Here is a 25,098-nt window from a genome sequence, read left to right as displayed (position 1 = left end):
CCCTCCCGTTCTGGTCGGCATCTGGGCCTTGTAGCGGCTCAAGCGCTGAGCTATAACGCCTTAGCCAGTCGCTATAAAGCGCCGGTGTTGTGCCCGCATAGCCAATAGGCTCCGGGTGCCCGAGGTCCACCCAATGGGGGCACGGGAATCCTTCGATTCCGGAGCCATCCATGACCGCCAAACGCCGCAGATCCCTTCGCACTTCTGCCTTCTACGCCCAATCGGGCCGTTGCTTCTATTGCGGCCTGCCGATGTGGCTCACTGCACCCTCAGAGCTCGGGCTGAAGGCCAGTAAGGCCCGAGCCTTTCAATGCACCGCCGAGCACCTGGTGGCCCAACAGGACGGGGGCAGAGACGTGTCCGGGAACGTGGTGGCCGCGCATAGCCGGTGCAACCAGGGGAGGCACCAGCGGAAGGGACCAGCCCCTTCCGCTGAAGCGTTCCGGGCGCTGGTTCAGACGCGGCTGGCAATGGGGAGATGGTGGTCCCGACTGCCATCAGGGATTGCACGTGCTTCCGTATGGCCAATTGAATTGAATCTTTGCAAGGAATCGGCAGCTGCTTGCCTGATTCGCTAGTCCACACTAGTGGCGCCCGGTTGCGGTGCTAGAACGGCGAGTCTGCTGCGAAATGGTCGCGCATTGGGCCTAACAAGGTCTGCGACCCTGTCAACACGTCCGAGAATTCCACCTGTCGCCACCTTCTCGTTCCAATATCGTTCCATCCACTCGGCTTTATCCAGGATCTTACCCGGAGCGCCTAGCAGCCTCTTGGCGATGAAATGCCGGATGAGAGCGGCCTGGCTATCGAGAATCACGACGCCCGCCCTTGGATTAGAGTCATAAGCGCTGTACGAGATCAGATAGTGGACATAGTGGCGGTCTGGCTCTTCGTCATCCCACGTCAACAGGTTGCTTAACCCCGCAGCGCGAGCATCCGATCGCACCTCTTCGCTCACGAGCACCATGGGATTGCGTGCTTCCTTACATTCCATGCGATAGGCGTCCAGCATCGCCGGTCCGAAGATCATCTGAGAATCATGATGAATGCTTCCAACTGTGAGCCCTCCACGTATCAATATATCAACCACTAGCAGGTTCTCGGCCAACATTCTGATGCAGCTCAGGATGTCGGCAAGGCCAGCAGGAGAGCGGCTGCTTGATATGACGATGCAGTCGCTGAAGTAAGTGAACAAAAGTCCTGTTGCTGGGTTGCAGCACGCTGTGTTCTTTAGTCTGTCGATGGCCTCTGCTATTTCATCAAGCTTGCTCATGTCGGCTGCCGACTCTTGGACAAGTGCGGAGAACCCGAGCATGTCGATGAAGGCGACGTACTTATCTTGGTAGAGCATGAAGAACTCCTTAGATGGTCGTGCCCATGGTGCCGAGGGCGGTTCCATTTGACCAGCGGGTGCGGGGCACGTCATAGGCCATGGAGCAATGTCAGCGACCTGGCTCGCGCACTAGTCTCGCAGAGGCTTGTTACGGCGCATCTTCGCATCGGATAGAAGCGAGCGAACGAGAGAGTTGAAGTCCATCCTGGCCCTAAAAGTTTCCTTCACCCTTGGTTAAACGAATGTCCGCTTTCGGTCAGAAGCGGACCAAAGTAGCCGGTGCTCTTCGCAGCCCGTACGCGACTTGGAGTCATATCATCAATCTGTATCAGGGCTCAGACCTAAGTGCCTGATGGTCCAATTCAGCGACACTATCCAGCTTCGGCGTCATCGCACACTTCGGGATACAGCCAGCGCGATCCGCTTATGGAACCAAACCGCACTGTGCCTTACTCTTAAGGAACATTGCCAACGGCAACCTTCGGCAATTGAATTTAGAGAATCCGGGCGGTTCATCCCGCGCGGCCCGTTAATGTCTACAGCTGTGGAGTTGTGAATGGCAGAAGATCAAGGTGGTGAAGAGGTAATTAGGGAGATAGGGAAGGCGCTAGCCCTTGCGTCTGAGCTTGATCCACAAATTGTTAGATCGCTTCGCTCCGCGATTGTTCAGGCGATGTCTGATTACGAGGACGACACGAATGCACAAGCTGCAGCCGCACTTGCGGCGGTTCTCGATTTTAGACCTGTGACGACCCAAGACGCCCTCTCGCAAACCTTGGGTGAGATCGGGAAGCTGGTCGAAGGTCTCACCGGACTGGAGGACGTTCATTACACTGTTGAGACACCAGAAGGTCGCCGAGTTCGCTCAATCCGGTCACATCTACCAACTGTATCACCCCAGCGTTTGACGGATCACGAGCAGGCAGATCTTGAGGCCTATATCGCTCGATATCTGCCACCGGACGACCCTCGCGAGGAACACGCGCCACGAGGACCGCGACTGTGACGATCAGTAAGTTAGCAATCCTCAACGCTGTGAAAGCAGCCATTTCGCGTGCTAAGGCGAGCGGGTCTCCCTACGCGCAAGGAAAGGCTTACGAACTTCGGGTGCTGCTTAGGCTTCTGCGAATCATCGATAGTGCGGGCTACAAGCTCACGTGTACCCCCAAGATGGCAGGCGTCCTGACGTTTGGAGGATCTCCATGCAAAGCAAACCATCCGGATCACGATTACATCAGTGGATCTACGTCTACTGAGAAGCTCGAGATTAGGATTTCAGTGCAGGTCACCACACTAAGCCATAGCTGGAAAGGCACGACGGTGGTCAAAGCGGCTGACCGTCACGAGATTGACGTCGGTGTATATCGTCCGATTAAGACCCGTCGCTATCCCGCATTTACGGAGTTACTTCTTGGGGTCTCGTGCAAGACTGGCGGCTGGAACAAGGCGTACGTCCGCGAGGCGCTAGGTATGCGTAGGGAGCTAGGATTCCTCACATCACCTAGGACGAGCTTGACGAGCTCAGCTCCGTGGTTCATCGCAACAGTTCCCTGCGATCCTCCGGTTCCCTTTGCCTTGTACGCGACCAACGCTGGGTCCGCCGTGTATGCGTCGTTGGCAGCTTTGGGGCTCTACGTCGAGCACTACAAGGGGTAGCGGAAACAGGCTTTGGAGTACGGATCAACTCAGGTGTGTCGAGAACGATGCCCGCTTTGGGTCGAAGGCGGATGCCATCACCGGGCCGGTCGCCGCCCAATGTCCGCTTCCGGCCAGAAGCGGACATCCACCCTGCCCTCGATAAACATCCCAAATCCACGGACGACCTTGGTCTGCTTTGGCCTTCTGCCTTAGGGCCAGACCTGAACTTCGATTTCAGCCCCTAGCGTATTTGACTCCCGCGACCTAGATCTCTCCTAGATCCTTGAGCAGGGCTTGCCCCTTCTGCAGAAACCCAACTAGCAGTCGACCTCCTGCTACTTTCCGGCCCAATTGCCCATTGAGGTAGCTGACCTGGAGACGCGCATGGGCCAGCAGATCCACCTGGGCCATGCTAGGGGTCGCGGCCTGGAGCGGTTCGCCCGGCGACGCCATCTGCCCCCCGATCGGCTGGACAACGCAAGGGCGCCGGCTGTCACTCTTCGCATACGCCGTGGCCATCATCCGGCCGTTCTTCAACGACCATCCACCAAGCACCAACTCGGTCCCGAGTTGCTCGATCGGCAATCCCGCTTCGCTAACCGCTTTCTCAAAGTTCGGCCAGAGTTGGTCCACCACCAGCCCTAGCTCGGCAGATAGCTGTTCTATTGTGAAATCTGCGCGGAAGCTGGCCTGCAGTGCAAGCTCGTAGATGCGGAGGAAGAATTGCGTAGACCCGCGCGCAGCAAGCACTACGTTGTGCTGAGGGATCAGCAGCAGCTTTGCCCCCGCGGAATACGCCCCTGTGAGAGCATCCTCTGCCAGGGTATCCGCTGCGACGACGAGGTGGTCACGAGTGAGGAGAACGTTGAGGATGCTCATTGCGGGATCGTCTAGACGTTTGCAGACTATCGCCTTCCCCTCCCCTCCTGTCCAGACTGCTATGGCCTCCGCGATCACACAAATTCTTGGTCGCCCCAATGCTTGCGAGAACGCACTTGAGATACGCCGCGGCTACCTCAAGGCGATGGAAGATGCGCTGCGGGTTTCGCTTCTGATCCACCAAGATCCAAGGCTTCTGTTCGACACGTGGGCCAGACTGCTCCCCTTGATCGCTCAAAGCCACGAGAGTGACGGCAGCCAGCCATTTGCGACCGGGATCGTCCGCTCGCGCGATCATGGATCCCGGCGGTTGGCTGGCTGAGCGTATGGTTGCAATATAGGAAGCAATCGCGCGCGGACCAGAACGCTGTTCATCGCAGACATTCTTAGGGTGCCATTGCAGAGATTTCAGCTTTTGAGGAATAAAATTTCAGTGCAAGACGGTCCATTGCAGAAAAATTTGACTTGCGACTGACGCAACGCAGAAATTGCTGATGCACGGATGATGCAATGCAGAGATTACCGGCTAACAGATGCTGCAGCCCAGCCGGCCAACTGAGGGCTTTGCCCGATGGACGAGCCGTTACTCTTGCCTGCAGATCACGATTCTAGGATGACTTGTGCCTCAATCGGCTGACCAGGATCGGGCGTCTGTGCTGGAGGGCTCCTTAGAGCTCTTGGGTGAAATTCGAGCCGCTTGGATGGAGATAGAGCATGGACGTGACCGAAGATCGACGGCGGTGGCGGCACTTTGCCAGATGTCCCTTGATCACGCCGTGGCAGTACAGTCCCTGATCGCTACTCTGCCCCAGTCAGCAATCTCGCTGGTCCGGTCCCAGTATGAGGCCCTCGTGCGTGCAACCTGGGCATGTTATGCAGCTACCGACACCGACATCGAGAAGCTTCTTGCGCCCCTGACTCTGGAGAGTCAGCAAGCGGCAAAGAGGCTCCCTGGCGTTCAGGACATGCTCGTAAAGCTTGAGTCCTCTGGGCCCCGAGGAGCATCACAGTTGTTGGGCAGAGCCAGACAATGCCTTTATGTCGGCTTGAACTCCTATCTCCATGCCGGGATTCACCCCTTGGCAAGGCAGTTAAATGGCTACCCGGGCGCGCTTCTGGCGGGGGTGGCCATGAACAGCAATGCGCTTGCCATGCTAACCCTTCTGAATCTGGCGCACCTGTGGCCAGGCGAACCAGTTCTGGCATGGATGAATGCACTGCATCATCAATTTGGGGGTGTTTTGCCAGAGTTGGAGCCATTGACCCCCCATCAGCCCTCGCCATAGAGCTGTCCCGGATCGCCTGCGCGTCTAGGGTGGGGTCTGTGGTGAGTGACTAGGCAGTTGGGCCTCGCCCCCCTCTGGGGGCACGGGGAGAACATCACGGGCGCATAAGCAGTTGCCCCGGATTTCTCGTTGGGGCAAGTCCTGGCAGTTGATCTGTGTCGGGGGCCTGTCGGGCGACTGTCATGTTTCCAAGTTCGGCACCCTCCTAATCTGGGCTCCCTACCCCTCCGGAGTTATCTTCTATGACCACCAAGACCCCGCCTCGCCTGCTTACCGCTGCTGAGGTTGGCGCCTGCATTCGCCAGTTCCGCCAGTTGCGTCATTGGTCGCAAGAACAATTGGCCGAGATCTCGGGCCTGAACGTGCGAACAGTTCAGCGGGTTGAGCAGGGTGACTCGGCCAGTTTCGACACCCGTCGCGCACTGGCGCGCGCCTTCGATTTCAATGACATCGATGCACTCAACAAGCCTTTCTCGCTGCCGACAGACGAGGAACTGCAGGCGGCGCAAGCGCAGTTTGAGCGCGACTACATCACCCTGGCGGTGTCCCCGCTTGCTGCTGGGCGCGAGCTGGCCAGCCTGATCGTTTCGTGCGACATGGATCTGTCCGAACCGGCTTTCGAGCTGTCGCGCGAGGCGGCGAGCGAGTTTGCTGCACTGGTCGACTACTACCGTGAGTATCGCGACTGCCAAGACCTGTATTCAGAAGTCGACAAGCTAGACATCTACGACGGGCTGCAGCAGCGCATTGAGGTCCTGCGGGAACTGGGAGTATCACTGTCGCACGGTCAGCGTAAGGTCGTCATTCGGATGGGCTCAGGTATGCCGATGGATGCCACGGTCCTGTACGTCGTGGCGTTTCGCCTCGGCCACGAGTGCAGTCAGATCGTAACTCCTAAGGCAGCACGCATCGGCTGAGTCAGCATTCATTAGATCGATAGTGGTGGCGATACATCTGACAGATGTCTATTGATCGCGCCGTCGCAGTACAGTCCCTGGAGGTTGCCCTGCCTTAGTCAGCGATAGCGCTGGTCCGGCCCCAGCACAAGACCCTGATTCGTGCGACAGCAAGGTTCTTAGCTTTCGAGGCAGCGAATTTTTGATGTGCCCTGAACCCTCGCGAAGATCCACTATGGAGACGCCGTCGATTTCTGGATCCAGACCTAAGAAGCCCTCGAGTTCTGGATCCACAGGCAACTCGTCCTTGAGTTCCTGACTGCGCACCTGAGTGGTCAAGCTCCGCCCGGGTGAAGGCTCTGCGCCCAGTACTCTAGGAACTCCTCTTGAGCAATCGTTTCGATTGCGCCTGGCCTGGCATGCCGCACCATGTGGATGGCATCCGATGCCCGCTTGGCCTCGCCAGACTGCAGCAAAAGCATGGCAGCGACCGTTCCCGCGCGTCCCAACCCCCCCTTGCAGTGGACCACGATCCTTTGACCGCTCAGCATGTCAGCGACGAGCTCAGCACTTAGCTGTAGCCAATCTTTGAGGAGTCTGTCGTCTGGTGCGGCTCCATCAGTGATTGGCAGTCCATGCCAAGAGATGCCCTTCCCCGCCACTATCGCCGGTAAGCTCTCGATTCGAAGGTCCTTGAGCTCCCAAGGCTCAAGCAAGGTGACTAGGTGAGTGGCACCCCAGTCCTGAATAGCCGAGACGTCCACATCTAGGTCTCTCGCCCATGCTCCAGTCATGGCGACTTCCTGGTACTTGCCTGGCGCAAATGTCACCCCTATGCCGCCTCCATGGGCTCCAACAGGCAACTCTGCAATCAGTAACGGGTGGCTAGCGCTGGTGCGCATCATTTCGGCTCTCCCAACATGCGGTAACGTTCTGCGTCGTGCGCCGGGGCGCTCCCCGCTCATTCGCTGCACGGCTAGGATATCGGATGTTCAGATATCGTTGAACTGGAGAGAACACCTAAGGGTCAATATCGGAAAGTCAGATAGACAGTCTGTGGGCAGGTTGATATCCTGACAACTGGTATCGCGATTTGAGGGCTGTGTGGCCTATGTCGTTAGCCAACCGACCCTCATCGCGCCCTGGCCAGAACTGGACAATTTCGTTCGTTCAATAGGTCCCTTTCTTGCGTGCGCGTGGTGCGCGCTAGAGCGCTCAAGAACGGCTAGTTCGCCGGTAGCTGCTGAGGGGTTGGCCTCGCAGGCACTTGACACGCTTGCGACGCTGCGCGTCCTCCATCGCGAACCAGTCGAATGTTCTCGGCTTGCCGCAAGATCTCTGTATGAGCCCCTGGCTTGGTCCTACAAATCTCCGTGGTCTCGCAGTGACTTGAACCTTGAGTCGGCATTGACCCGGTCGCTCACCCAGTGGGCGGCTGAGTGCACGCCCAGTGCGAGGCGGAATCTCGGAATTTCACTGGCATCCACCGAAGCTCGAGCGTACTTGGCAAACCTTCTGCGGAAGCATCGGTTGGACCCGAAGCTAGGCGACGGGCTTCAGTCGATTGGATCGCCTGAATGGAATGCGCTCAGCTTGGGGCGTAAGCGCTACGTGCTGTGGGCGAGCATGCGAAATTCTGCCTCGGAGTTCATACAAAGCGGTTTGGATGAGCATGCCGCGAGGCGAGCACTTGATCGCGAGATAAAACGCAGATGCATCTGGTTAGCTGGACGCGAGCAAGCTGGAACCCTCGCCCGGAAGGATTTTTGCTTCTTGCCTGGTCAGGGTTGGCGTCAGCCGTTGATCCTGGACGTTGCAATGGAGACTTTCCTGCCGCTGGGCATGGCGTACTGGCTGGAACCTAGCGGCAGTTGGCAGCTTTAGCTTCTAGTCTGAGTAGACCGACCAGCTGCCACGGGTCCATGAGATGGTTTGAGGGGGCTCAGGACTCTATCGCGGTAAACGCCCCCCCAGGTCTATATCGACGGTTCTCCAACGAAGCGCTGGACCTTGGTTGACCGGCGAGCCTGTGGCCCATTGGACGCTGGCCAAGAGATGGCCCTCTAGTACTCGTTCAGTCGCTTACGGATTGCCTCGATGGCATCGTCCAGTCCCGCGTCGTCCTCGGGGTAAGGAGAACAAAACAGTTGAACCGGGACCCAGCAATGTTCCTGTCCCGGTTGTACATAGGGGGCGTAATCATCTAGTAGCCATGCAGAGCCGATGGGCTGGGAAACGTTGGCAAGATCCTTCGTCGGCCCAGTCCAGTCTATGTATGGCAAGCGGGCAAACCAACCCGGGGCCGCTCCTTCGCAAGCCAATAGGTCGGCAATCTCGCGAAATCTAGGCTCCGGAACTGTGGTGAAGATGACTAGACCCTCAAAGAGCGACTTTGCCGACTCCAGAAATTCGTAGAGGCCCGGGCGCGGGATCTGGCTTACAGCGTTGGAAATCAGCGTTCCTTCTAAGTCCAAGGCGAGGATGGACGGGCGCATTGTGTAATGGTCCTCTTTGGCGGGGGTGAACGTCGGTACCGCTACCAAGCCCCGCCGGAGGGTGATCCGCCGGCGGGGCTTGGTAGCATCAGACATCTTCGAACTCGCTCGCTTGCTTGAGTTGGTTCTCAAGGAAATCAATGCGCTTCTGAAGATCGGCACTTAGATAGGCTTTGTCCGTAAAGTCCATTGCTGTCTCAGGGATCATCTCCAGCTCGACGCGTGTGGATGTAGCTTGACGAATCGCCAAGGTGGTCCAGGCCTTATCGCCCTTGACGAATCCGACAGTGAATCGAGCCGTAACATGGTGTTCGGGCTTGAGGCCTTCGATGGAACGGAAATCGCTGCGCACCTTCGACGTGGCTACAGGCTGTACATCGCCATTGATGTACAGCGCCGCATTCCAGCTCGCTTCGCTCAATGGCAGTGTTGAGCGGTTGATGATGCGGGCGGTGATGACTGGCTTGGGCCCAAAGAAGCTGTTTTCCATCCGGAACTCTGGATCAACCGCACTGACCCTCTTTAGCTCGGCGATAGTAGGAAGTTGATCGTTGGCCTCCTGTCGTAGCGCTTCTATCTCCTTGGGATTGCTATCCCTGATGTGCTTAACCTGCCCTCTCACCACCTGCCTTACGGAAGCGTTTGGGTAGGTCTGGTTCAGTTTTTCAAGAAGGTCGGCAGGGATTCGTGAGAAAAACAGCCGAATCGTCTCTAACACCATGATTCAACGAGGAAACACCCCTCGACGTCAGGCAGTTCGTGGATTACAGACCTAGGCTTGATTGAACCAGAAGCCGCGTGACACAGGCATTCCTGGAGTACTGCTCAGGCACGCGTGCCCTTCTTGAATATTGGATTCAAGAGTTTCCACGCTCCTGACCCAACGGAAACCTTCAAGAAGGCTCTGACCGTCGCCTGATCCATTGCAGTAGTTCCTCGTGCGGGATCGTACGTCCAGCGTCGACGTCGGCCATACCCTCGCGGGTCCGCCGTTCCTTCTCTTCCTCGGTCAATCCCGGAAGGAGTGCTAGTAGCTTATCTTCAGGGCTCATAGGCCGATGAGCTGTGCTCAAGTTGGCTTGATTCTCGTGAAAAAATATGGGCAGGATCTGGGGATCATCCAAGCCCGCCGGCAAAGGCAGCGATACGTCGTGGACCGCCAAGTCGATGATGACGTCCAAATCTGAGCATAAGGGCTGTATGGCGGTGGTCACCAGACGAGCCGCCCGCTCGGCGAAAGCCAGGTCCACCACCAGCCAGATCAACAGACCGGGAGGCTGTTCGACGCCCCCTGACGAGTGAGTTTCCAGGAGATAGGCCGACGAGACGAAGTCGGCGTGCTCAAGGCTGCCGCTGATGGCCGGAGCGAGCCAAGCCGGCGCGGCCTGGGCAGGTCTCACCGCGAACTCCGCCGGCGCCAGACGTTCCACCCTGGCCAGAAAGCCCGTATCCAACAATGTCGCAACCTCTTCCGGGTACAGGACAACGCCGCCGTAGTTGGGATTGAGCATCAACGTCGCGCCGCGAGTACCGGTTAGCAGCTCACGGCCTGAAACTCCCAGAATTCTGACAGCAGACGAGCTGGCCGCCTGCGCCTTGTCGAGCGAGGTAAAGAAAGGGATCGCATCGAAACCGTCAGGATGGCGGAACTGGACCAGCCGCAGTGTCTGCGCGTCGTCCGAGATGGGCGCATGCACGTACACGATCGCATCCATCAGTCGCTTGAAGAATGCGCGTTCCTCGGCCGCACTGTCGCGGGCCCGTTCAAAGGAAGCCTCCAGCGCTGTCTCCGCAGACGTAGTCCCTCTTCCACGCGGCCTGCTCGGTTGCTTCATGGTCAGATGCGATGAGGGCCAAGCGGGTACCCGGAGAACCAATCCGCCTCGATCTCGCTGCTCAGGTAGGGTCGTACGAAGGCCGACTGGGTCAGCGCTCGCAGCCGCTCTTCGTGCTCAGCAATCGCCTCGATGTCGCTGACGGTTGGATAGTGCCGCAGCAGTCGATATGCCTCTTGCCGCACCTCTTTAGGCACGGCTTGGCTGGCCGCTAGCTGCCTGAGGAACGCGCCCGCCTGCAGCACATTGCGGGTGCGCTCAGATGGCATCGTCATGACATCAAGAATGACTAGCACTAAGGAATGCTTAGCTTATCGCGTTTGTGGCCGGCCAGGGCACGGTGCAACTACAGACCTTGCGATTCCTGTATTAATGTAATATAATCAATAACTTAATTCGCATAAGTGAGCGTTATGTCCATGGAGTGAGGGCCAATAGGAACGAGCAGGTAGCCTGAGCCTTCCCATGATGGGAAGGTCAACAACGCGGGACGGATTACCACTCAACTTGCCTGTCGTTTGACCTTCCCACCGTGGGAAGGCTCATCGTCACGCCGTCGGCAAACCGCCGATGCTTTTGGAGGGTTGTCCATGAATCTCGTTGTTGAAGGTATGACCTGTGGTCACTGTGTCCGAACGGTCACCCAAGCCATTCAGGCCCTTGACCCCCACGCCCAGGTGGACGTCGATCTGGGCAGTGGCGTGGTCAAGATCGAGGGCCTGCTTGCCGTAGAACAGGCGGTTGAGGCTATCCAGCGGCAAGGCTATGTGATCGCTGCGGTGCTCCCTTCTGAGGCTGGTACGCCGGCCGCCCCGGCCGTCGCATCCTCCTGCTGCGGCGGATGCCACCGCTGAGTCCGCGCGAGGGCTTGATCCTGATCAATGACAGTCGGCCCCAAGAGGGCTAGACTGGCCATCATGAGAGCTCGCACGTCCCCTGCCCTGATCTGCCCAGCGTCCGCAGGCGCTGCTTCGGGCGTGCGGGAGCTGTCATGGTGAGGCTGCTGAGGCGATGGCGGCGACCCCGTTCTCGTGCCCGACTGGCATGGCTGGGACTGTGGGCGCTGCTGCTGCAGCAACTCGCGCTGGTGGCTTACGCCTGTCCGCTGGAATCGGTGGAAGCTGGACAAGCGACCCTGATGGTCGGTTGCGAAGAGATGTCCACGCCGGATCCCGATGCTCCGGCGTTGTGCGACCAGCATTGCCAGCGCGATCACATCGCCACGGCCGATGCGAAGGCCCCTCAAGTGCCTTACCAGCCCGCGCTGGCCGCCTTCGCGCTGGTGCAGGCTCTGTTGCCACCGGTACACGCGCAGTTGTATCGGGATGTTCCGGTGTGCGTGTCCGATCCGCCTCCCCTGCAGCGCTTCTGTAGCCTGCTGATTTAAGCCCCCTCCTGGATTGACCCGTGCTCGTGCTGCATGCGTTGCAGCGCGCTCGTTGTCGTTTCCCGGAGGTCTTATGGAGATGTCTTTCTTCTTGCGTGCAAGGCGCAAGATGGCGTGTGGGTTCGTGTTTGCCCTGGCGCTCAGTGGTCCTGTGCTGGCGGCATCGCCCGCTATCCCGATCAGCTACACAGAAGCCCTACAACGGGCGCTTGCTAACGCCCCAACCCTGCAGGTGCGCCGATCGCAGATCGATGCCAGTACCGAAGAAGCCACGCGTGCTGGCGCGCTTCCCGACCCACGTTTGATCGTGGGGCTGGCGAACTGGCCCGTCAGCGGACCCGATGCCTTCAGCTTGCGGGCCGATGAGATGACCACCCAGCAAATCGGTCTGATGCAGGAGTTTCCTGCGCGTGCGAAACGACGTGCCGAGCACGCGTTGGCGCAAGCGACGCTGGCGCAAGCGCGCTCACTGTCGATGGCCGAACAGCAGATGGTGGCCCAAGCGGCCGCGCTGGCCTGGATCGAGCTGTGGAGTACGCAGCAAGCCGTAGATGCGTTGGAAGGTCTGCGCGAGCCGGCCCGTATAGCCGAGCGTGCGGCGCGTGCTCGCTTGGCAGGCGGCACGGCCGGGGCCAGTGATGTGCTTGCCGCCCAGGCCGCCCTACTGCAGTTGGACAATCGCCTGGAGCAGGTACATGCGGAGCACGCCGCCGCGCAGGCCGGCCTGGCGCGGTGGTTGGGTATTGCACCAGAGGCGATCTTGGCCAGTGGTGCGGCACCGGATTTTTCGCAGTTGCCATTGGAGCCCACCCAACTGCTGGCCAAACTGGACCAACACACGCCACTACTGGGCTGGGAGGCACGCGAGAGCTTAGCCCAGGCCCAGGTGGATGCGGCCGTGGCCGAAACCCGCCCGGATTGGAGTGTGGAGCTCACCTACGGACGTCGCGAGCGCGCACCCGACGGCATGGCGCGCAGCGACATGCTCATGGTGGAAGTGGGTGTGGGCCTGCCGCTGTTCCAGAAGAACCGCCAAGCACGAGGCATCGCGGCACGGCGGGCCGAGCTGGAGGCGGTGTCCGCAGAGCGCGATGAGGCCCGGCGCATCCAAGCCGAGTCGGTGCAACGCGCGATAGCGCGATGGCGCGGGTTAACCGGCCAGTTGGAGCGCCAGAACACGCAGAGCCTGCCTTTGGCGCGCGATCGTGCACGCACGGCGTTGGCCGCCTACGGCGCCGGTGCCGACCTGCAGCCGTGGCTGGAAGCGCGGCGCGATGAGATCGAATTGCACCTGGAGAACGCCCGTCTGCTGGGCGAACAGGGCCGTGCCTGGGCGGCACTGGCCTATCTGCTACCCCATGAGGAGAACACGCCATGAGCCCGACCAAGACGCGTCTCACACAGCTCGCCGTGGCCCTCGGGTTGCTGGCGCTCGGCTTTGCCGGCGGCTACGCCTGGATGACTCGAACCTCTGATACCACCCCGCCCCCCGGCACGAGCGTCGCAGATCAAGCACGCAAGGTGCTGTACTGGTACGACCCCATGGCGCCGGAGCAGCGATTCGACAAGCCGGGCAAATCTCCGTTCATGGATATGGAGTTGCTGCCCAAATACGCAGATGAGGCCATAGGGGGCGGAACGCAGATCGATCCGCGCCTGCAGCAGAACGTGGGCATACGCACTCAGGAAGTGACGGTAGAGTTACTAGGGACTGCCGTACGCGTGCCGGGCACACTGACGTGGGATCTGACCCAGGAAAGCGTGATCAGTGCGCGCATGGAAGGCTTGATCACCCACGTGCAGGTAAAGGCGCCGTTTACCGAGGTTCGTCGTGGTCAAACGCTGGCCACCGTGCAGGCCCCGGCATGGAACGCGGCCATCGCCGAAGCACATGCCCTGAGCCAAGCTCAGTCCGCGGGCGCGCGTGAGCTGCAGGGTGCGGCGCAACAACGGTTGCGTTCGTTGGGTGTTCCTTCTGGCGCCTCGGCCAGAAGTGGCGTCGTGCTTAGCGCAGACCACAGTGGTGTCGTGACCGAGATCCTGGCACGCGAGGGACAGACGGTGATGCCCGGTACGCCACTGTTCAAGATCAATGGGCTGGACACGTTGTGGCTGGAGGCCTCGGTACCCCAGGCAGCGCTGGGCACCTTGCGGCCGGGGACCTCAGTGCAGGCCACGGTCAGTGCCTGGCCGGCAGAGCGCTTTGCCGGACAGATCCAGGCGTTGCTTCCCCAGGTCGACATGGCTAGTCGCACGCAGCGGGCGCGAATTGTGCTGCGCAACCCGCAGCGTCGGCTGGTGCCGGGCATGTTCGCCGAGGTTCTGGTGCAGCCCGACGCCGAGCAGGCCCTGCCAGTCGTTCCCACGGAGGCGCTGATCGCCACCGGGCGGGACAGCCGGGTCATCGTGCAGGATCCGGACGGGAGCTTCCGGCCAGTGCGGGTGAGTGTGGGACGTAGCGTGCAAGGGCGCACGCAGATCGTGGCAGGCTTGGCCGGTGGTGAACGCGTGGTCGTCTCGGGTCAGTTCTTGCTCGACTCCGAAGCCAGTCTCTCCGGTGCGTTGGAGCGCCTGGGTGCTGCACAACCGACACGCCCTGCCAGCGCATCAGGTGTGCACGAGCGCCATGACGCCGGGCACGAACCACGCACTGTCGTGCCGTCACCGTCCAGACAGCCGGCGCCTGTCGCGCCAGACACCTCCACCTCTACGCCGCCGCGCTGCCCGGTGCAGTACTGGTATGACCCGATGGTGCCGGAGAAGCATTTCGACAAGCCGGGCAAGTCACCGTTCATGGATATGCAGTTGGTACCCAAGTTCGGCCCCGCCGCAGCCGCTGATTGCCAGGCAAGCGAGGTCATGTCCGAAGCGATGGAGGGCACACCATGATCGCGCGCCTGATCCATGCTTGCATCGCCAATCGCGTGCTGGTGCTGGTTGCCGCCGCGCTGCTGGCGGTGGTCGGTATCTGGTCGGTAAAGAACACGCCGCTGGATGCGCTGCCGGACCTGTCCGATACCCAGGTCATCATCCGCACGCAATGGGCGGGGCAAACCCCGCGCATCATCGAAGACCAGGTCACCTACCCGTTGGCCACCACGATGTTGTCCGTGCCGGGCGTGAAGGCGGTACGCGGCTTCTCCTTCTTCGGTGATTCATTCGTCTACATCCTGTTTGACGATGCCACTGATCTTTACTGGGCGCGCTCTCGAGTGCTCGAGTACTTGAGCCAGGTACGCGATCGACTTCCGCCGAATGTGAATCCGGCGCTGGGTCCTGATGCGACAGGACTGGGCTGGATCTACCAGTACGCCTTGGTGGATCGGACAGGTCAACGTGATGTGGGGCAGCTGCGTGCGTTGCAGGACTGGTTTCTTCGTTATGAGCTAAAAACCGTGCCGGACGTGGCTGAAGTAGCCAGTGTGGGCGGTGCGGTGCGCGCCTGGCAGATCCAGCCCGATCCGCAGGCGTTGGCGGCCCGTGGACTGACGGTGGCCGAGCTCATCGAGGCGGTGGATGCGGCCAACGGCGCTACCGGGGGCTCGGTGATCGAACAAGGCGAAGCCGAACTGATGGTGCGCAGCGAAGGCTACCTGCGCACACAGGAGGCGTTCGAACAGGTGCCGGTAACCGGCAACGACGGCATCCCCGTCCTGCTCGGCGAGGTGGCCACGATCAGTCGCGGGCCGGTCTTCCGTCGTGGTATCGCAGAGTTGGATGGTCAAGGTGAGGTGGCCGGCGGCGTGATCGTCCTGCGGACCGGCAAGGATGCCTTGGGGGCCATTCGGAACGTCAAAGCGCGACTGCAGGCGTTGCAATCCAGCTTGCCCGAGGGCGTGGAAGTGGTGCCGGTGTACGACCGCTCCGAGCTGATCCAGGATGCGGTACGCAACCTCACCCACAAGCTTGGCGAAGAGTTTCTGGTCGTAGCGCTGGTATGCCTGCTGTTCCTGTGGCACCTACGCTCGGCGTTGGTGGCCGTCATCACCCTGCCTTTGGGTATCCTGGCGGCCTTCATCGTGATGCACGCCCAGGGGATCTCCGCCAACTTGCTGTCATTAGGCGGTATCGCCATCGCCATTGGTGCGATGGTCGATGCAGCGGTGGTGATGATCGAAAATGCACACAAGCATCTGGAGCACTGGCGGGAGGCGCACGGCCGGGAACCTCAGGGTGAGGAGCGCTGGCAGCTGATGGCCCGCTCGGCGGCCGAGGTCGGACCGGCCCTGTTCGCCAGCTTGCTGGTCATCACCCTGTCTTTCGTGCCGGTTTTTGCCCTGCAGGCGCAGGAAGGGCGATTGTTCTCGCCTCTGGCCTACACCAAGACCTACGCGATGGCCGCCGCAGCAGGGTTGTCGGTGACCTTGATCCCCGTCTTGATGGGCTACCTGATCCGCGGCCGCATCCGCCCGGAACAGCAGAACCCCATCAATCGCATCCTGATCGCTGGCTATCGGCCCATCCTGCTGTGGGTCCTCAAACATCCCGGTGTCACCTTGCTGCTCAGCGGCCTGCTGCTAGTGCTCACCTTGATCCCCTTTAGCCGGTTGGGCAGTGAGTTCATGCCGCCCTTGGAAGAAGGCAGCCTGTTGTACATGCCCACGGCCCTGCCCGGCCTGTCCGCCGACAAGGCCCGTCAGTTGCTCCAGCTCTCGGGCCGGATGATCAAGACCGTACCGGAGGTTGAGCACGTGTTCGGCAAGGCGGGCCGTGCCGAAAGTGCGACCGATCCGGCACCGATCGAAATGTTTGAGACCACCGTGACCTTCAAGCCGCGGGATCAATGGCGCCCGGGCATGACCCCCCAGAAGCTACGCCAGGAGTTGGACGCAGCGGTCAAGATTCCCGGTCTGACCAACCTATGGGTCCCGCCCATTCGCAATCGCATCGATATGTTGGCCACCGGCATCAAGAGCCCGATTGGGATCAAGGTCTCCGGACCCGATGTGGAGCAGATCGAGCGCCTGAGCCAGCAGATCGAGCAGGTGGCCAAGACTGTGCCCGGCGTGAGTTCGGCACTGGCCGAACGCGTCACGGGTGGGCGCTATGTCGATGTACAGGTGCGCCCGGAAATCGCTGCACGTTACGGATTCACTCAAGGCCAACTCCAGCAACTGATTGCCACGGTCGTTGGCGGTGATCCAATCGGGGAAACGATCGAGGGGCGCGAACGCTATCCCATCGTCTTGCGCTACCCCCGTGGCCAGCGTGACTCGTTGCAGGCCTTGCAGGATCTGCCGCTGATCGCGCCAGGCGGTGTGCAACTGACCTTGAGCCAGGTGGCGGAGCTGTCAATCAGCCCAGGCCCGCCGATGCTCAAGAGCGATAACGGCCGGTTGGTGGGCTACATCTACGTGGATGTGGCCGATCGCGACTTGGGATCGGTGGTCCAGGAACTGCAAGCCGCGGTGCAGACCCAGGTGAGTTTGCCTGCCGGCTATGGTCTGGCGTGGTCGGGGCAGTACGAGTATCTGCAACGGGCTTTGGCACGCCTGCAATGGGTGGTGCCCGCGGCGTTGGCGATCATCTTCCTGGTCATCTGGATGGTATTTCGCCGGCTTAGCGATGTATCCATCATCCTGCTCAGCTTGCCCTTGGCGTTGGTGGGCGGTTTCTGGTTGATCTGGGGGCTGGGCCATGCGATTTCGGTGGCCAGCATGATCGGATTCATCGCCCTGGGCGGCGTTGCGGCTGAGTTCGGCGTCATCATGCTGCTGTACCTGCGTCATGCCTGGGAGCAGCGCTTGGCCAGCGGTGCGCCGGAAGATGTGTCTACCCTGCAAGAGGCTATCTACGAAGGCGCCGTGCAACGGGTGCGCCCGAAGGCGATGACGGTAGCCGTCATCCTGGCCGGGTTGTTTCCGCTTTTCGTCGGTGCCGGTGCCGGCTCGGAGGTCATGCAACGTATCGCCGCGCCGATGCTGGGTGGCATGCTCACCGCACCGGTGCTCTCTATGGTGGTGATTCCCGCAGCGTTCTATCTAGTGCGGCGACGTGGATTGCGCGCGGCGCGGGGCGACCAATGAGAGACAGACTGAGCACTTGAGGTAAGTCCCCACAAAAAGACGCCAGTCATGGAAGAAGTCATGACTGGCGTCAAAGGGGAGAGTACCGCCTACATGCTTACTTATCAGTGCCCGGCGTGCGGGGAAATCTCAAAGCTCAGCGACGCCCGATCCGACACAAAATCCAAACCCTTTTGTGTAGAGGGCACCATGTGATTGGTGTGGATGTACCAGGTCTTGGCGGTGGTCACCTGGAAACTGGCTTGGCCTTGGGCATCGGTGCGCAGGAGCGTAGCGCTACCGTGCCCACCCTTGACCGGTGCGTCAGCACGATGACCGACGTACACGCGTAGGTTGGGCACTGGCGTGCCCTGCTGCAGCACCTGGAACGACAGCTGTTCGCCGACCTTCACGCTTCCAGGATTGCGGGCCAAGCGGATCTCCAGCGGATAGCCCAGCGAGGCAGCGAAATCGTCGGTCAGTTTTGTGCCCACCTGTCCAATGGTACGAGCATGCTTGGTATAGCTATAGGTGACCCCTTTGGGAAACTTGCTCGCATCATAGGTGGCCAGGGTATCGGGCAAGTCTTCCAACTCCAGGTACTTGCCGAACTCGCTGGCCGTACGCGTGCTGGTGGAGGCCATCGTCGAGACCCCCAGCAGATAGGTGCCCTCGCCCGCCGGATGCACGGTGAGCTGGCTCTGCTTGCCGACCTCTTTCCAACTGGCCAAGTCCGGTGCAGTCTTAGCGCCGCCCTGACTCAGCGAAACGTCCTGTAGACGCGCTCGGGTGACTGCACCTGCACTTTCATCGAAGGTGCCATTGTTCACCAACGCTGTGTTCGCCTCGCCCGCTGCGGTGCCAGGCTTGGAGAAAGCGACAAACAGGTCGTGCGCACCGGCACTGCCGGCCACAGCGAACAGCAGTAGTGTGGCGGATAGTTGCGTGTTTCTCATGATGTGTAGCTCCTCGTGATCGTGGCTTACCAGTGGTAACCAAAGCGGACATTCCAGCGACGACCCAGCAAGTCGTACGTCATGGTGTCGGTGTCGGTGTTGGGGTTGTTCTTCACGAACGGCGCCTTCTTATCGAGCACTTTTTCAACGCCGGCGGAGATATCCCACTTCTTCTTGATGCCGTAGCTCAGTTGCAGGCTGTGGTACACCACGCTGGACACATGCGAGCCGATCGTGTCGGGCACGGCGATGATGTCGTCCGCGCTGCCGATGTACTGCGCCGAATAGACGCCGGTCCAACGGTTCTTGCCCATACGCAGTGAGCCCAAGCCACGCCACTGGGTGTAGCTACCCAAGCCGCTGGTGATCTTGCCGGCGTACTCAATGGTGGTGGCCCCGGGCGTGAGCGCCCCCAACCCACGCGGGGTGAGTCTGGAGGTCCTGGAAGCCCTGCTGGATCTGGTCATGGCCTCGGGCAAGGTACGTGTGGTCGACGTGGCGGAACTGTGTCCGCCCCTGGATCCGGATCAAGCCACCGCACGTGTGGCCGCGCGTTTGATCCACCGAATGGTCAGTGCGCAGGCTCAGTGAAGTGATATCGGCTGGCAAAAGGCAGTGAGCTAATGGGAACGCTCAGCCAGCAACTGCTTCATTTGCGCGATCTCCTGTGTCTGCGAGGTAATAATGTCCTGGCAGAGCTTCACCAACTCAGGATCCTTCAGACGATTCTCCTCACACATCAGGATGGCGCCAGCGTGGTGGGGAATCATCGAACGGATGAACTGTTTGTCAGTGACCGCTGCTTGAGTGCGAATGCCCCACCAGCAGAACAGCATGAACGCCACCGTCAGACCAGCCAGAATCAGATTGCGTCGGCGATCGGGGTACATGCTGGACATTAGCCACAGCTCGATCAGCAGCATGGGAGCGGCCATCAGGCCCGCCATGTAGAACTGGTTCACGTTGTTATAGACGTTAGCCCACTGATCGACCATTGCGTACATCAATGCGTACATGGCCACGAAAGACAGGCCCATCATCAACAACAGGCGGCCGTAATGGCCTTGATGCCCTTGTTGTGCCTGGTGGGCAGGTTGGTGTGAGGCGTGCGGTTTTGCGTGCTGGGACTGCGGGTCTTGCGCGTTTTCGTGCGTACCGTGCGAAGAGGACATAACAATCTCCGTGGGAATGGCAGAACGGCGGAAGAACCCGCGAACTGTTGGAACAGCTCCCGGGCTGAGAACACTTACATACCCTTGCCGGCAGCGAATTCCTGCGGGCTCAGCTTGCCATCTTTGTTGCTATCGAGCATGCCAAAGTGCGGCGCCAGCTTGTGCTTGGCCAGTTCTTCCTTGGACAGCGAGCCGTCCTTGTTGGCATCGAGCTTGGTGAAATCGGCATCGGCCGCCGCCGGCTTGTGCTGACCGTGGTCGGTGGTGGGCGTGGTGGTCTGGCCGCCGGCGAAGGCCGCGCCCGCCATCAGGAACAAGGCCATCATCGAGAGGGAGGCATAACGCTTCATTGCAGTACTCCTTGTGGGATATGAGCCATCAGTGACAGGAATGGCCGCGCGCAGGCTCATCGGCGCGGTCAGGGTGGGGGGTGGCAACAACGGTGGAGCCGGACAAACGCAGGGCATTGGTGACCACCGAAACCGAGCTCAGGCTCATGGCCAGGGCCGCCATCATCGGACTGAGCAAAAGGCCGAAGCTGGGATACAGCAAGCCGGCGGCGATAGGCACGCCGATGGCGTTGTAGACGAAGGCGAAGCCCAGGTTCTGCTTCATATTGGCCACCGTCAAAGACGAGATGGCACGGGCTTGCACGATGCGCCTCAAATCACCCTTGACCAGGGTGAGCTGGGCGCTGGACATGGCCACATCCGTGCCCGTCCCCATCGCGATGCCCACATCGGCTGCCGCCAGGGCCGGCGCATCGTTGATGCCATCGCCAGCCATGGCCACGCGACGACCCTGGGCTTTGAGTTGCTGGACCAGGTCGGCCTTGTCCTGCGGCTTGACGCCACCACGCACATCCTCGATGCCCAGCGTGCGCCCCACGGCCTCGGCCGTCGCCTGTGCGTCACCGGAGGCCATCACCACGTGCAGGCCATCGGCACGTAGCAGGTTCAAGGCAGGCAAGGTCGTGGCTTTGATGGGATCAGCCACCGCAATGGCGCCGGCCAACCGACCATTGACCGCCAGGAACATCACGCTAGCGCCTTCTTTCCGAAGACGCTCGGCGCTGCTTTGCAAAGGTGCTACATCGGCGCCAACCGACGCCATCAGGCTTTGGTTGCCGAGCACGACATCCTGATCGGACACGCGCCCGCGGACGCCTTGGCCGGTGAGCGAATCAAAATCTTGGGCGGCCACCAGGTTCAAGCCACGTCGCTGGGCTTCAGCCACGATGGCCTCGGCCAAGGGGTGCTCACTGCCCTGCTCCAAGCTGCCGGCCAAACAAAGGATCTGATCGGCGTCGAAGCCGGCGTTGGAGAGCGTGTCGCGAAAGGCTGGACGCCCCTCGGTCAACGTACCGGTCTTGTCCACGATCAACGTGTCGATCAGACGTAGCTGCTCGATCGCCTGAGCATCGCGGAACAGGACCCCGACCTGCGCAGCGCGGCCAGTGGCGACCATGATCGACATGGGGGTAGCCAAACCCAAGGCACACGGGCAAGCAATGATCAGAACCGATACGGCATTGAGGACGGCAAAGGTCCAGGACGGTTCGGGTCCAAACAGACCCCATCCGAAGAACGTGAGCACCGCCGTGGCCAGCACGGCCAGGACAAACCAGTACGCCACCTTGTCCGCCATACGCTGCATCGGCGCGCGGGAGCGCTGGGCTTGGGCTACCAACTGCACAATCTGCGCCAGTACCGTCCCGGATCCGACTTTGTCCGCCCGGATGACTAAGGCGCCCGTCCCGTTGAGCGTGGCGCCTATAACGTGATCACCGACAGCCTTCTCCACCGGAATGGGTTCACCGGTCAGCATCGACTCATCGACACTGGCGCGGCCTTCGATGACTTCCCCATCGACCGGCACCTTCTCGCCCGGTCGTACGCGAAGCAGATCACCCACGTGCACGTGATCCAGCGCAACGTCCTCTTCGCCCCCATCGGGTTTGACGCGGCGAGCCGTCTTGGGCGCCAATCCCAGCAGGGACTTGATGGCCGCCGAGGTTTTGGAACGCGCCCGCAGTTCCAGCAGCTGTCCGAGCAGGGTGAGCGAGACGATGACCGCTGCCGCCTCGAAGTAGACCCCTACCCGTCCATGCTCGCGGAAAGAGTCCGGAAACAGGTCCGGTGCCACGGTGGCCACCACGCTGTAGCCAAACGCGGCGGCCACGCCGATGCCGATCAGCGTCCACATGTTGGGGCTGCGATTGCCGATGGACTGTAGGCAGCGCTCAAAGAAAGGCCACCCCGCCCAGAGCACCACCGGGGCGCTCAGCACGAGCTCAATCCAGGTGCGCGCCTGCGTGGACAAGCCGGGCAGACGGTGTCCCAGCATGGCCAAGACCAGGACGATCAACGTCAAAGGCAACGTCCACCAGAACCTTCGGGTGAAATCGCGTAACTCTGGATTGTCGTCCTCCTCCAGCGAGGGCATCTCCGGCTCCAGCGCCATGCCGCAGATCGGACAGGTGCCGGGACCTGGCTGACGAATCTGCGGATGCATCGGGCAGGTGTAGACCGTGGCGTGGGTACCGCTGGGTTGGGCCACCGCTGCTGGGGCGGTCACTTCAACTTGCTGGGGAGCATCGTCCGTATAGCGGACGGGATTGGTGATGACCCGTCCATCCGCAGCCTCGACAGGGGCTGCGCCTGCAGAATGGTGATGGTCATGGGACGACGGTGAGTTCATGCCGATGCTCGCTTTAGTGGGGATGGACTGCCAAGGCAGTGTGCCATTGCGGGTTACACAGCTATTCGGGGCTGAGCGTCCCGAGCACTGAAACAACAATCAGGATCAAGATGGCCAGCGCGGCCTCAGCCGTAACACTCTGCCGCAAAGCCCGCACCTCCTGCGCGGGATCTCCGCTGGTCAGCGCTCGTTCCAAGCGCGGCACCAGCGTCCATCGGTGCAGCGCTCCCAAACCCAGCATTCCAGCGAACAGGGCCAGTTTGAAAAGCAGCAACTTCCCGTAGGTGCTCTGGAACAGGGCCGAAAACGACCACGCGGTGAGATCCCCGTAGTGCGCGATGCCGGACACGATGAGCGCACCAACGAAGATCGTTCCCAGCGTCGAAAAACCATGCAGAAAGTCATGCGTTGATCGCAGACGCCCGCTGCCGTTCGTCTCTTTGCCGCGCAGCAGCATGGCAAGGAACATCAGGACCGCTGCGATCCAGCCGCCTGCCGCGAGAAGATGGACGATGCCTGCAGCAAGCCGGACCGCGCCTGCCAAGCCCTCGCCAGCGGCGGCGTGGCCGTTCCATGCCAGCGAAGCGAGTGCGCCGCCCGCCAGCATCGCCCCCAGCGGGAAGGCGGTCTCCACCTTCCCGCGGCGACGATGCCATCCGAGCACGAACATCAGGGCGACCAGCAGCGCGCCTCTCGCCATGGCTGCCCGGCCCGCGGACGTCTCGAGCAGATACCAGCCAAGCGATGCGCGATCAACCTCGGCAAGCGGCATTCCCATGATGCCCGCGGTCTTGAAGACGACATCGAGCCCGGTGAGCACGAGACCGGCTACGGCACCCGCCAATAGAACGCCCATGAGTGACCACCCGGCCAAGGCGTCGGCGAGTGCCGATCGACGCGACCCGTACCAACCGAAGAGTGGAACCCCGAAAAGAACCATGATGACAAGGTATTCCAAGAATCTCAGTGCATAAGCCGACAGGTCGAACATTCGCGACTCCTCAGCGCACCGTGAAGCTGAAGCTGCCCGGCATGGGGTGGTTGTCACCACCGACGGCGCGGTATTCCACGGTATAGACGCCCGGAGCCAGCGGTCCAGGCAACTTGGCACGCAGGGTCTTGCCGTTGTTGACGATCTCGGTCGTGAAATTCTCGATCGGCATGGTGGAACTGCCGTGCTTCATGAGCAACTTGAGACGCGACGCCCGCGAAATCAATGTCTCGTTGAACACGAGATCGATCTGGCCTGGCGAGGCCACCACCGCATTTGCCGCCGGTGTGGACTGCTGCAGCGCGGCGTGGGCGTGCGCGACCTGCAGCGAAAACTGCCCGGCCGCGATTGCGAGGACGAGCGCGAAGGAGCGAATGACGTTGGACGACTTCATATGGATAAATCCTCATTGGAATGTGATGCAAAGCCCGTTCGGGAGGGGCCGCGCTGTGTTCGATGCGACAAGCGTTAGATGTCGGACTGTCACTGAAACCACGATTTGTCGGATTTTCTTGATACTTCCGCTTTCGCGAGACGAGGATCCCACCGGCTCAGGCGGGATCCTCGACGCATTACGCTGCCATGGCGCTGCAGCTTTCCGCGCAGCGGCGACAAACTTCGGCGCAGCGCGTCATCTCAGGGTCGTTCATGGCGTCGCATGCATCGGCGCACTGGCGGCAGATCTCCGCGCAGGCACCGCAAACCACGTCGTGAACGCTGGCACCGCGCAGCATCGCGTCGGCACTGGTTGCGCAGGTATCGGCACACGTCGCCAACAGGGCGATGTGCTCCGGGGCCGCGTGAACACCTCCTTTGGTCAGGCAGTAGTTGATGGTCTCCAGGCAGATCGCATGGCATTGCGTGCAGTTGTCGATGCACTCGTTCATGGCCTGGGGCCGGTGTGCTGCGGAATGGTGAGTCATGTAGTTCTCCTTCTTCCTCGCGGGCGAGAATCGGCGCGCCCGCAACACCGTCCCCTGTTGCTGCGACGGATCAGTGCTGTGCGAACGGTTCAGTGGTTCCGTCGCGATGTATCAGCTCGACCGTGAACGGCTGCTGGCGTCCCTCCGGGACCTCCATGCCCGGAGAACCAAGCGGCATCCCTGGGAGGACCAGGCCGCGTGCGTTCGGCTTTTCTTCGAGGAGACGCTTGATGTCCGCGGCCGGAACGTGGCCTTCGATGACGTATCCGCCGATCTCGGCCGTGTGGCAGGAGCCCTTTGCATAGGGGACACCCAACCGCTCCTTGACCAGACCCAGGTCATCCATGTCGTGCACATCCACGGTGAATCCCGCCTTCTGCACGTGGTCGATCCAGACACCGCAGCACCCGCAGGTCGGGGTCTTGTGGACGGTCATGCGTGGCAGGGCTGCTGGAGTCGCGTCGGCTGATTGGACGACAACCTGTGCGGAGGGCGAGGTTGTGGGTTGCGCGGATGAAGCATCCTGGGTGCAAGCACCCAGACCAGCCACGGCAAGGACCACAAAAGTCAGACGGTGCAATGTGAGCGTAGTCATTTCAATC

Annotated in this window: 27 protein-coding genes; 11 read left to right on the top strand and 16 right to left on the bottom strand. The window is 60.8% G+C overall.

What is annotated here, in order from left to right:
- Positions 1 to 170 precede the first annotated feature (170 nt).
- The gene (locus VG556_RS01885; RefSeq protein WP_349675278.1) at positions 171 to 578 is read left to right on the top strand and encodes an HNH endonuclease; all 408 of its coding nucleotides are present in this window, start codon (positions 171 to 173) and stop codon (positions 576 to 578) included.
- Here the strand turns inward: VG556_RS01885 and VG556_RS01880 are convergent.
- Positions 575 to 1,351 carry a hypothetical protein gene (locus VG556_RS01880; RefSeq protein WP_032966761.1) on the bottom strand — a complete coding sequence of 259 codons (777 nt, stop codon included), beginning with the start codon at positions 1,349 to 1,351 and terminating at the stop codon, positions 575 to 577. The two genes, VG556_RS01885 and VG556_RS01880, sit on opposite strands and share 4 nt — an antisense overlap.
- 538 nt (positions 1,352 to 1,889) lie before the next feature.
- Between VG556_RS01880 and VG556_RS01875 the strand changes: the two genes are divergently transcribed.
- Positions 1,890 to 2,339, top strand: a complete 450-nt coding sequence (locus tag VG556_RS01875) for a hypothetical protein (protein ID WP_141653545.1) — start codon at positions 1,890 to 1,892, stop codon at positions 2,337 to 2,339.
- An 896-nt stretch (positions 2,340 to 3,235) separates the two neighbouring features.
- Here the strand turns inward: VG556_RS01875 and VG556_RS01870 are convergent.
- Positions 3,236 to 3,850 (bottom strand): hypothetical protein, encoded by a 615-nt coding sequence (locus VG556_RS01870; RefSeq protein ID WP_033835133.1) that lies wholly within the window; start codon positions 3,848 to 3,850, stop codon positions 3,236 to 3,238.
- Between the two features lie 61 nt (positions 3,851 to 3,911).
- Between VG556_RS01870 and VG556_RS01865 the strand changes: the two genes are divergently transcribed.
- From VG556_RS01865 to VG556_RS01855, 3 genes are all read left to right on the top strand, one after another.
- Positions 3,912 to 4,172: a hypothetical protein gene (locus VG556_RS01865; protein WP_049401600.1), complete on the top strand. Its 261-nt coding sequence runs from the start codon at positions 3,912 to 3,914 to the stop codon at positions 4,170 to 4,172.
- Positions 4,173 to 4,551: 379 nt separating this feature from the next.
- Positions 4,552 to 5,136 (top strand): DUF6988 family protein, encoded by a 585-nt coding sequence (locus tag VG556_RS01860; protein ID WP_407073562.1) that lies wholly within the window; start codon positions 4,552 to 4,554, stop codon positions 5,134 to 5,136.
- Positions 5,137 to 5,378: 242 nt separating this feature from the next.
- The gene (locus tag VG556_RS01855) at positions 5,379 to 6,053 is read left to right on the top strand and encodes a helix-turn-helix domain-containing protein (protein ID WP_005413401.1); all 675 of its coding nucleotides are present in this window, start codon (positions 5,379 to 5,381) and stop codon (positions 6,051 to 6,053) included.
- A 314-nt stretch (positions 6,054 to 6,367) separates the two neighbouring features.
- Here the strand turns inward: VG556_RS01855 and VG556_RS01850 are convergent, their stop codons facing one another.
- The 5 genes from VG556_RS01850 to VG556_RS01830 all read right to left on the bottom strand — a co-directional run bounded on the left by VG556_RS01850 (position 6,368) and on the right by VG556_RS01830 (position 10,637).
- A complete protein-coding gene (locus tag VG556_RS01850; protein WP_021201830.1) occupies positions 6,368 to 6,826 on the bottom strand; it encodes a cyclin-dependent kinase inhibitor 3 family protein in 459 nt (152 codons plus the stop codon).
- A 1,269-nt stretch (positions 6,827 to 8,095) separates the two neighbouring features.
- Entirely contained in the window at positions 8,096 to 8,527 is a 432-nt protein-coding gene (locus tag VG556_RS01845; protein WP_031269101.1) for an NIF family HAD-type phosphatase, read from the bottom strand.
- An 88-nt stretch (positions 8,528 to 8,615) separates the two neighbouring features.
- Positions 8,616 to 9,248, bottom strand: a complete 633-nt coding sequence (locus VG556_RS01840) for a hypothetical protein (protein WP_021201832.1) — start codon at positions 9,246 to 9,248, stop codon at positions 8,616 to 8,618.
- Positions 9,249 to 9,420: 172 nt separating this feature from the next.
- On the bottom strand, positions 9,421 to 10,362 hold the full coding sequence (locus tag VG556_RS01835; RefSeq protein WP_049401588.1) for an SseB family protein: 942 nt from the start codon (positions 10,360 to 10,362) through the stop codon (positions 9,421 to 9,423).
- A 2-nt stretch (positions 10,363 to 10,364) separates the two neighbouring features.
- The gene (locus VG556_RS01830; protein ID WP_019184714.1) at positions 10,365 to 10,637 is read right to left on the bottom strand and encodes a BPSL0761 family protein; all 273 of its coding nucleotides are present in this window, start codon (positions 10,635 to 10,637) and stop codon (positions 10,365 to 10,367) included.
- A gap of 315 nt (positions 10,638 to 10,952) precedes the next feature.
- Between VG556_RS01830 and VG556_RS01825 the strand changes: the two genes are divergently transcribed.
- From VG556_RS01825 to VG556_RS01805, 5 genes are all read left to right on the top strand, one after another.
- Positions 10,953 to 11,216, top strand: a complete 264-nt coding sequence (locus tag VG556_RS01825) for a heavy-metal-associated domain-containing protein (RefSeq protein WP_021201833.1) — start codon at positions 10,953 to 10,955, stop codon at positions 11,214 to 11,216.
- Positions 11,217 to 11,353: 137 nt separating this feature from the next.
- A complete protein-coding gene (locus tag VG556_RS01820; protein WP_005413404.1) occupies positions 11,354 to 11,749 on the top strand; it encodes a hypothetical protein in 396 nt (131 codons plus the stop codon).
- Between the two features lie 79 nt (positions 11,750 to 11,828).
- A complete protein-coding gene (locus VG556_RS01815) occupies positions 11,829 to 13,127 on the top strand; it encodes a TolC family protein (RefSeq protein WP_238381452.1) in 1,299 nt (432 codons plus the stop codon).
- The gene (locus VG556_RS01810) at positions 13,124 to 14,638 is read left to right on the top strand and encodes an efflux RND transporter periplasmic adaptor subunit (protein ID WP_005413406.1); all 1,515 of its coding nucleotides are present in this window, start codon (positions 13,124 to 13,126) and stop codon (positions 14,636 to 14,638) included. Before VG556_RS01815 ends, VG556_RS01810 begins: the two co-directional genes overlap by 4 nt.
- The gene (locus VG556_RS01805) at positions 14,635 to 17,775 is read left to right on the top strand and encodes an efflux RND transporter permease subunit (RefSeq protein ID WP_033835136.1); all 3,141 of its coding nucleotides are present in this window, start codon (positions 14,635 to 14,637) and stop codon (positions 17,773 to 17,775) included. The genes VG556_RS01810 and VG556_RS01805 overlap by 4 nt, the downstream gene beginning before the upstream one ends.
- A gap of 104 nt (positions 17,776 to 17,879) precedes the next feature.
- Here VG556_RS01805 and VG556_RS01800 read toward each other — a convergent pair whose 3' ends face one another.
- Positions 17,880 to 18,710: a DUF4198 domain-containing protein gene (locus tag VG556_RS01800; RefSeq protein ID WP_033835137.1), complete on the bottom strand. Its 831-nt coding sequence runs from the start codon at positions 18,708 to 18,710 to the stop codon at positions 17,880 to 17,882.
- Positions 18,711 to 18,736: 26 nt separating this feature from the next.
- Positions 18,737 to 19,024 (bottom strand): TonB-dependent receptor, encoded by a 288-nt coding sequence (locus VG556_RS01795; protein ID WP_005413409.1) that lies wholly within the window; start codon positions 19,022 to 19,024, stop codon positions 18,737 to 18,739.
- An 88-nt stretch (positions 19,025 to 19,112) separates the two neighbouring features.
- On the opposite strand from VG556_RS01795, the gene VG556_RS01790 reads away from it, so the two are divergent.
- Entirely contained in the window at positions 19,113 to 19,301 is a 189-nt protein-coding gene (locus VG556_RS01790) for an arginase family protein (RefSeq protein ID WP_187756563.1), read from the top strand.
- Positions 19,302 to 19,330: 29 nt separating this feature from the next.
- On the opposite strand, the gene VG556_RS01785 is transcribed toward VG556_RS01790, so the two are convergent.
- From VG556_RS01785 to VG556_RS01755, 7 genes are all read right to left on the bottom strand, one after another.
- Complete coding sequence (locus VG556_RS01785; protein ID WP_031269107.1) at positions 19,331 to 19,882, bottom strand: DUF305 domain-containing protein; 552 nt, start codon at positions 19,880 to 19,882, stop codon at positions 19,331 to 19,333.
- 74 nt (positions 19,883 to 19,956) lie between these two features.
- Complete coding sequence (locus tag VG556_RS01780; RefSeq protein WP_005413412.1) at positions 19,957 to 20,232, bottom strand: hypothetical protein; 276 nt, start codon at positions 20,230 to 20,232, stop codon at positions 19,957 to 19,959.
- Positions 20,233 to 20,260: 28 nt separating this feature from the next.
- Positions 20,261 to 22,396 (bottom strand): copper-transporting P-type ATPase, encoded by a 2,136-nt coding sequence (locus tag VG556_RS01775; protein WP_024957401.1) that lies wholly within the window; start codon positions 22,394 to 22,396, stop codon positions 20,261 to 20,263.
- Positions 22,397 to 22,643: 247 nt separating this feature from the next.
- A complete protein-coding gene (gene copD / locus VG556_RS01770) occupies positions 22,644 to 23,573 on the bottom strand; it encodes a copper homeostasis membrane protein CopD (protein ID WP_017354978.1) in 930 nt (309 codons plus the stop codon).
- Positions 23,574 to 23,583: 10 nt separating this feature from the next.
- On the bottom strand, positions 23,584 to 23,967 hold the full coding sequence (gene copC, locus VG556_RS01765) for a copper homeostasis periplasmic binding protein CopC (RefSeq protein WP_033835139.1): 384 nt from the start codon (positions 23,965 to 23,967) through the stop codon (positions 23,584 to 23,586).
- A 178-nt stretch (positions 23,968 to 24,145) separates the two neighbouring features.
- Entirely contained in the window at positions 24,146 to 24,496 is a 351-nt protein-coding gene (locus tag VG556_RS01760) for a four-helix bundle copper-binding protein (protein ID WP_012480213.1), read from the bottom strand.
- Positions 24,497 to 24,566: 70 nt separating this feature from the next.
- Positions 24,567 to 25,091: a DUF411 domain-containing protein gene (locus VG556_RS01755; RefSeq protein WP_012480214.1), complete on the bottom strand. Its 525-nt coding sequence runs from the start codon at positions 25,089 to 25,091 to the stop codon at positions 24,567 to 24,569.
- Positions 25,092 to 25,098: the final 7 nt, after the last annotated feature.

Origin of the sequence: Stenotrophomonas sp. CASM106 (assembly GCF_049384825.1) — a bacterium.
GTDB classification, from domain to species: domain Bacteria; phylum Pseudomonadota; class Gammaproteobacteria; order Xanthomonadales; family Xanthomonadaceae; genus Stenotrophomonas; species Stenotrophomonas muris.
The sequence above is the reverse complement of the archived record's forward strand: the minus strand, read 5'-3'. Positions and strand labels throughout refer to the sequence as shown.

Bases quoted from the DNA above. Each gene is read 5' to 3' on its own strand.
- VG556_RS01885 (WP_349675278.1), top strand. From the start codon at position 171: ATGACCGCCAAACGCCGCAGATCCCTTCGCACTTCTGCCTTCTACGCC.
- VG556_RS01880 (WP_032966761.1), bottom strand. From the start codon at position 1,351: ATGCTCTACCAAGATAAGTACGTCGCCTTCATCGACATGCTCGGGTTC.
- VG556_RS01875 (WP_141653545.1), top strand. From the start codon at position 1,890: ATGGCAGAAGATCAAGGTGGTGAAGAGGTAATTAGGGAGATAGGGAAG.
- VG556_RS01870 (WP_033835133.1), bottom strand. From the start codon at position 3,850: ATGAGCATCCTCAACGTTCTCCTCACTCGTGACCACCTCGTCGTCGCA.
- VG556_RS01865 (WP_049401600.1), top strand. From the start codon at position 3,912: ATGGCCTCCGCGATCACACAAATTCTTGGTCGCCCCAATGCTTGCGAG.
- VG556_RS01860 (WP_407073562.1), top strand. From the start codon at position 4,552: ATGGAGATAGAGCATGGACGTGACCGAAGATCGACGGCGGTGGCGGCA.
- VG556_RS01855 (WP_005413401.1), top strand. From the start codon at position 5,379: ATGACCACCAAGACCCCGCCTCGCCTGCTTACCGCTGCTGAGGTTGGC.
- VG556_RS01850 (WP_021201830.1), bottom strand. From the start codon at position 6,826: ATGACTGGAGCATGGGCGAGAGACCTAGATGTGGACGTCTCGGCTATT.
- VG556_RS01845 (WP_031269101.1), bottom strand. From the start codon at position 8,527: ATGCGCCCGTCCATCCTCGCCTTGGACTTAGAAGGAACGCTGATTTCC.
- VG556_RS01840 (WP_021201832.1), bottom strand. From the start codon at position 9,248: ATGGTGTTAGAGACGATTCGGCTGTTTTTCTCACGAATCCCTGCCGAC.
- VG556_RS01835 (WP_049401588.1), bottom strand. From the start codon at position 10,362: ATGAAGCAACCGAGCAGGCCGCGTGGAAGAGGGACTACGTCTGCGGAG.
- VG556_RS01830 (WP_019184714.1), bottom strand. From the start codon at position 10,637: ATGACGATGCCATCTGAGCGCACCCGCAATGTGCTGCAGGCGGGCGCG.
- VG556_RS01825 (WP_021201833.1), top strand. From the start codon at position 10,953: ATGAATCTCGTTGTTGAAGGTATGACCTGTGGTCACTGTGTCCGAACG.
- VG556_RS01820 (WP_005413404.1), top strand. From the start codon at position 11,354: ATGGTGAGGCTGCTGAGGCGATGGCGGCGACCCCGTTCTCGTGCCCGA.
- VG556_RS01815 (WP_238381452.1), top strand. From the start codon at position 11,829: ATGTCTTTCTTCTTGCGTGCAAGGCGCAAGATGGCGTGTGGGTTCGTG.
- VG556_RS01810 (WP_005413406.1), top strand. From the start codon at position 13,124: ATGAGCCCGACCAAGACGCGTCTCACACAGCTCGCCGTGGCCCTCGGG.
- VG556_RS01805 (WP_033835136.1), top strand. From the start codon at position 14,635: ATGATCGCGCGCCTGATCCATGCTTGCATCGCCAATCGCGTGCTGGTG.
- VG556_RS01800 (WP_033835137.1), bottom strand. From the start codon at position 18,710: ATGAGAAACACGCAACTATCCGCCACACTACTGCTGTTCGCTGTGGCC.
- VG556_RS01795 (WP_005413409.1), bottom strand. From the start codon at position 19,024: ATGGGCAAGAACCGTTGGACCGGCGTCTATTCGGCGCAGTACATCGGC.
- VG556_RS01785 (WP_031269107.1), bottom strand. From the start codon at position 19,882: ATGTCCTCTTCGCACGGTACGCACGAAAACGCGCAAGACCCGCAGTCC.
- VG556_RS01780 (WP_005413412.1), bottom strand. From the start codon at position 20,232: ATGAAGCGTTATGCCTCCCTCTCGATGATGGCCTTGTTCCTGATGGCG.
- VG556_RS01775 (WP_024957401.1), bottom strand. From the start codon at position 22,396: ATGCATCCGCAGATTCGTCAGCCAGGTCCCGGCACCTGTCCGATCTGC.
- copD (WP_017354978.1), bottom strand. From the start codon at position 23,573: ATGTTCGACCTGTCGGCTTATGCACTGAGATTCTTGGAATACCTTGTC.
- copC (WP_033835139.1), bottom strand. From the start codon at position 23,967: ATGAAGTCGTCCAACGTCATTCGCTCCTTCGCGCTCGTCCTCGCAATC.
- VG556_RS01760 (WP_012480213.1), bottom strand. From the start codon at position 24,496: ATGACTCACCATTCCGCAGCACACCGGCCCCAGGCCATGAACGAGTGC.
- VG556_RS01755 (WP_012480214.1), bottom strand. From the start codon at position 25,091: ATGACTACGCTCACATTGCACCGTCTGACTTTTGTGGTCCTTGCCGTG.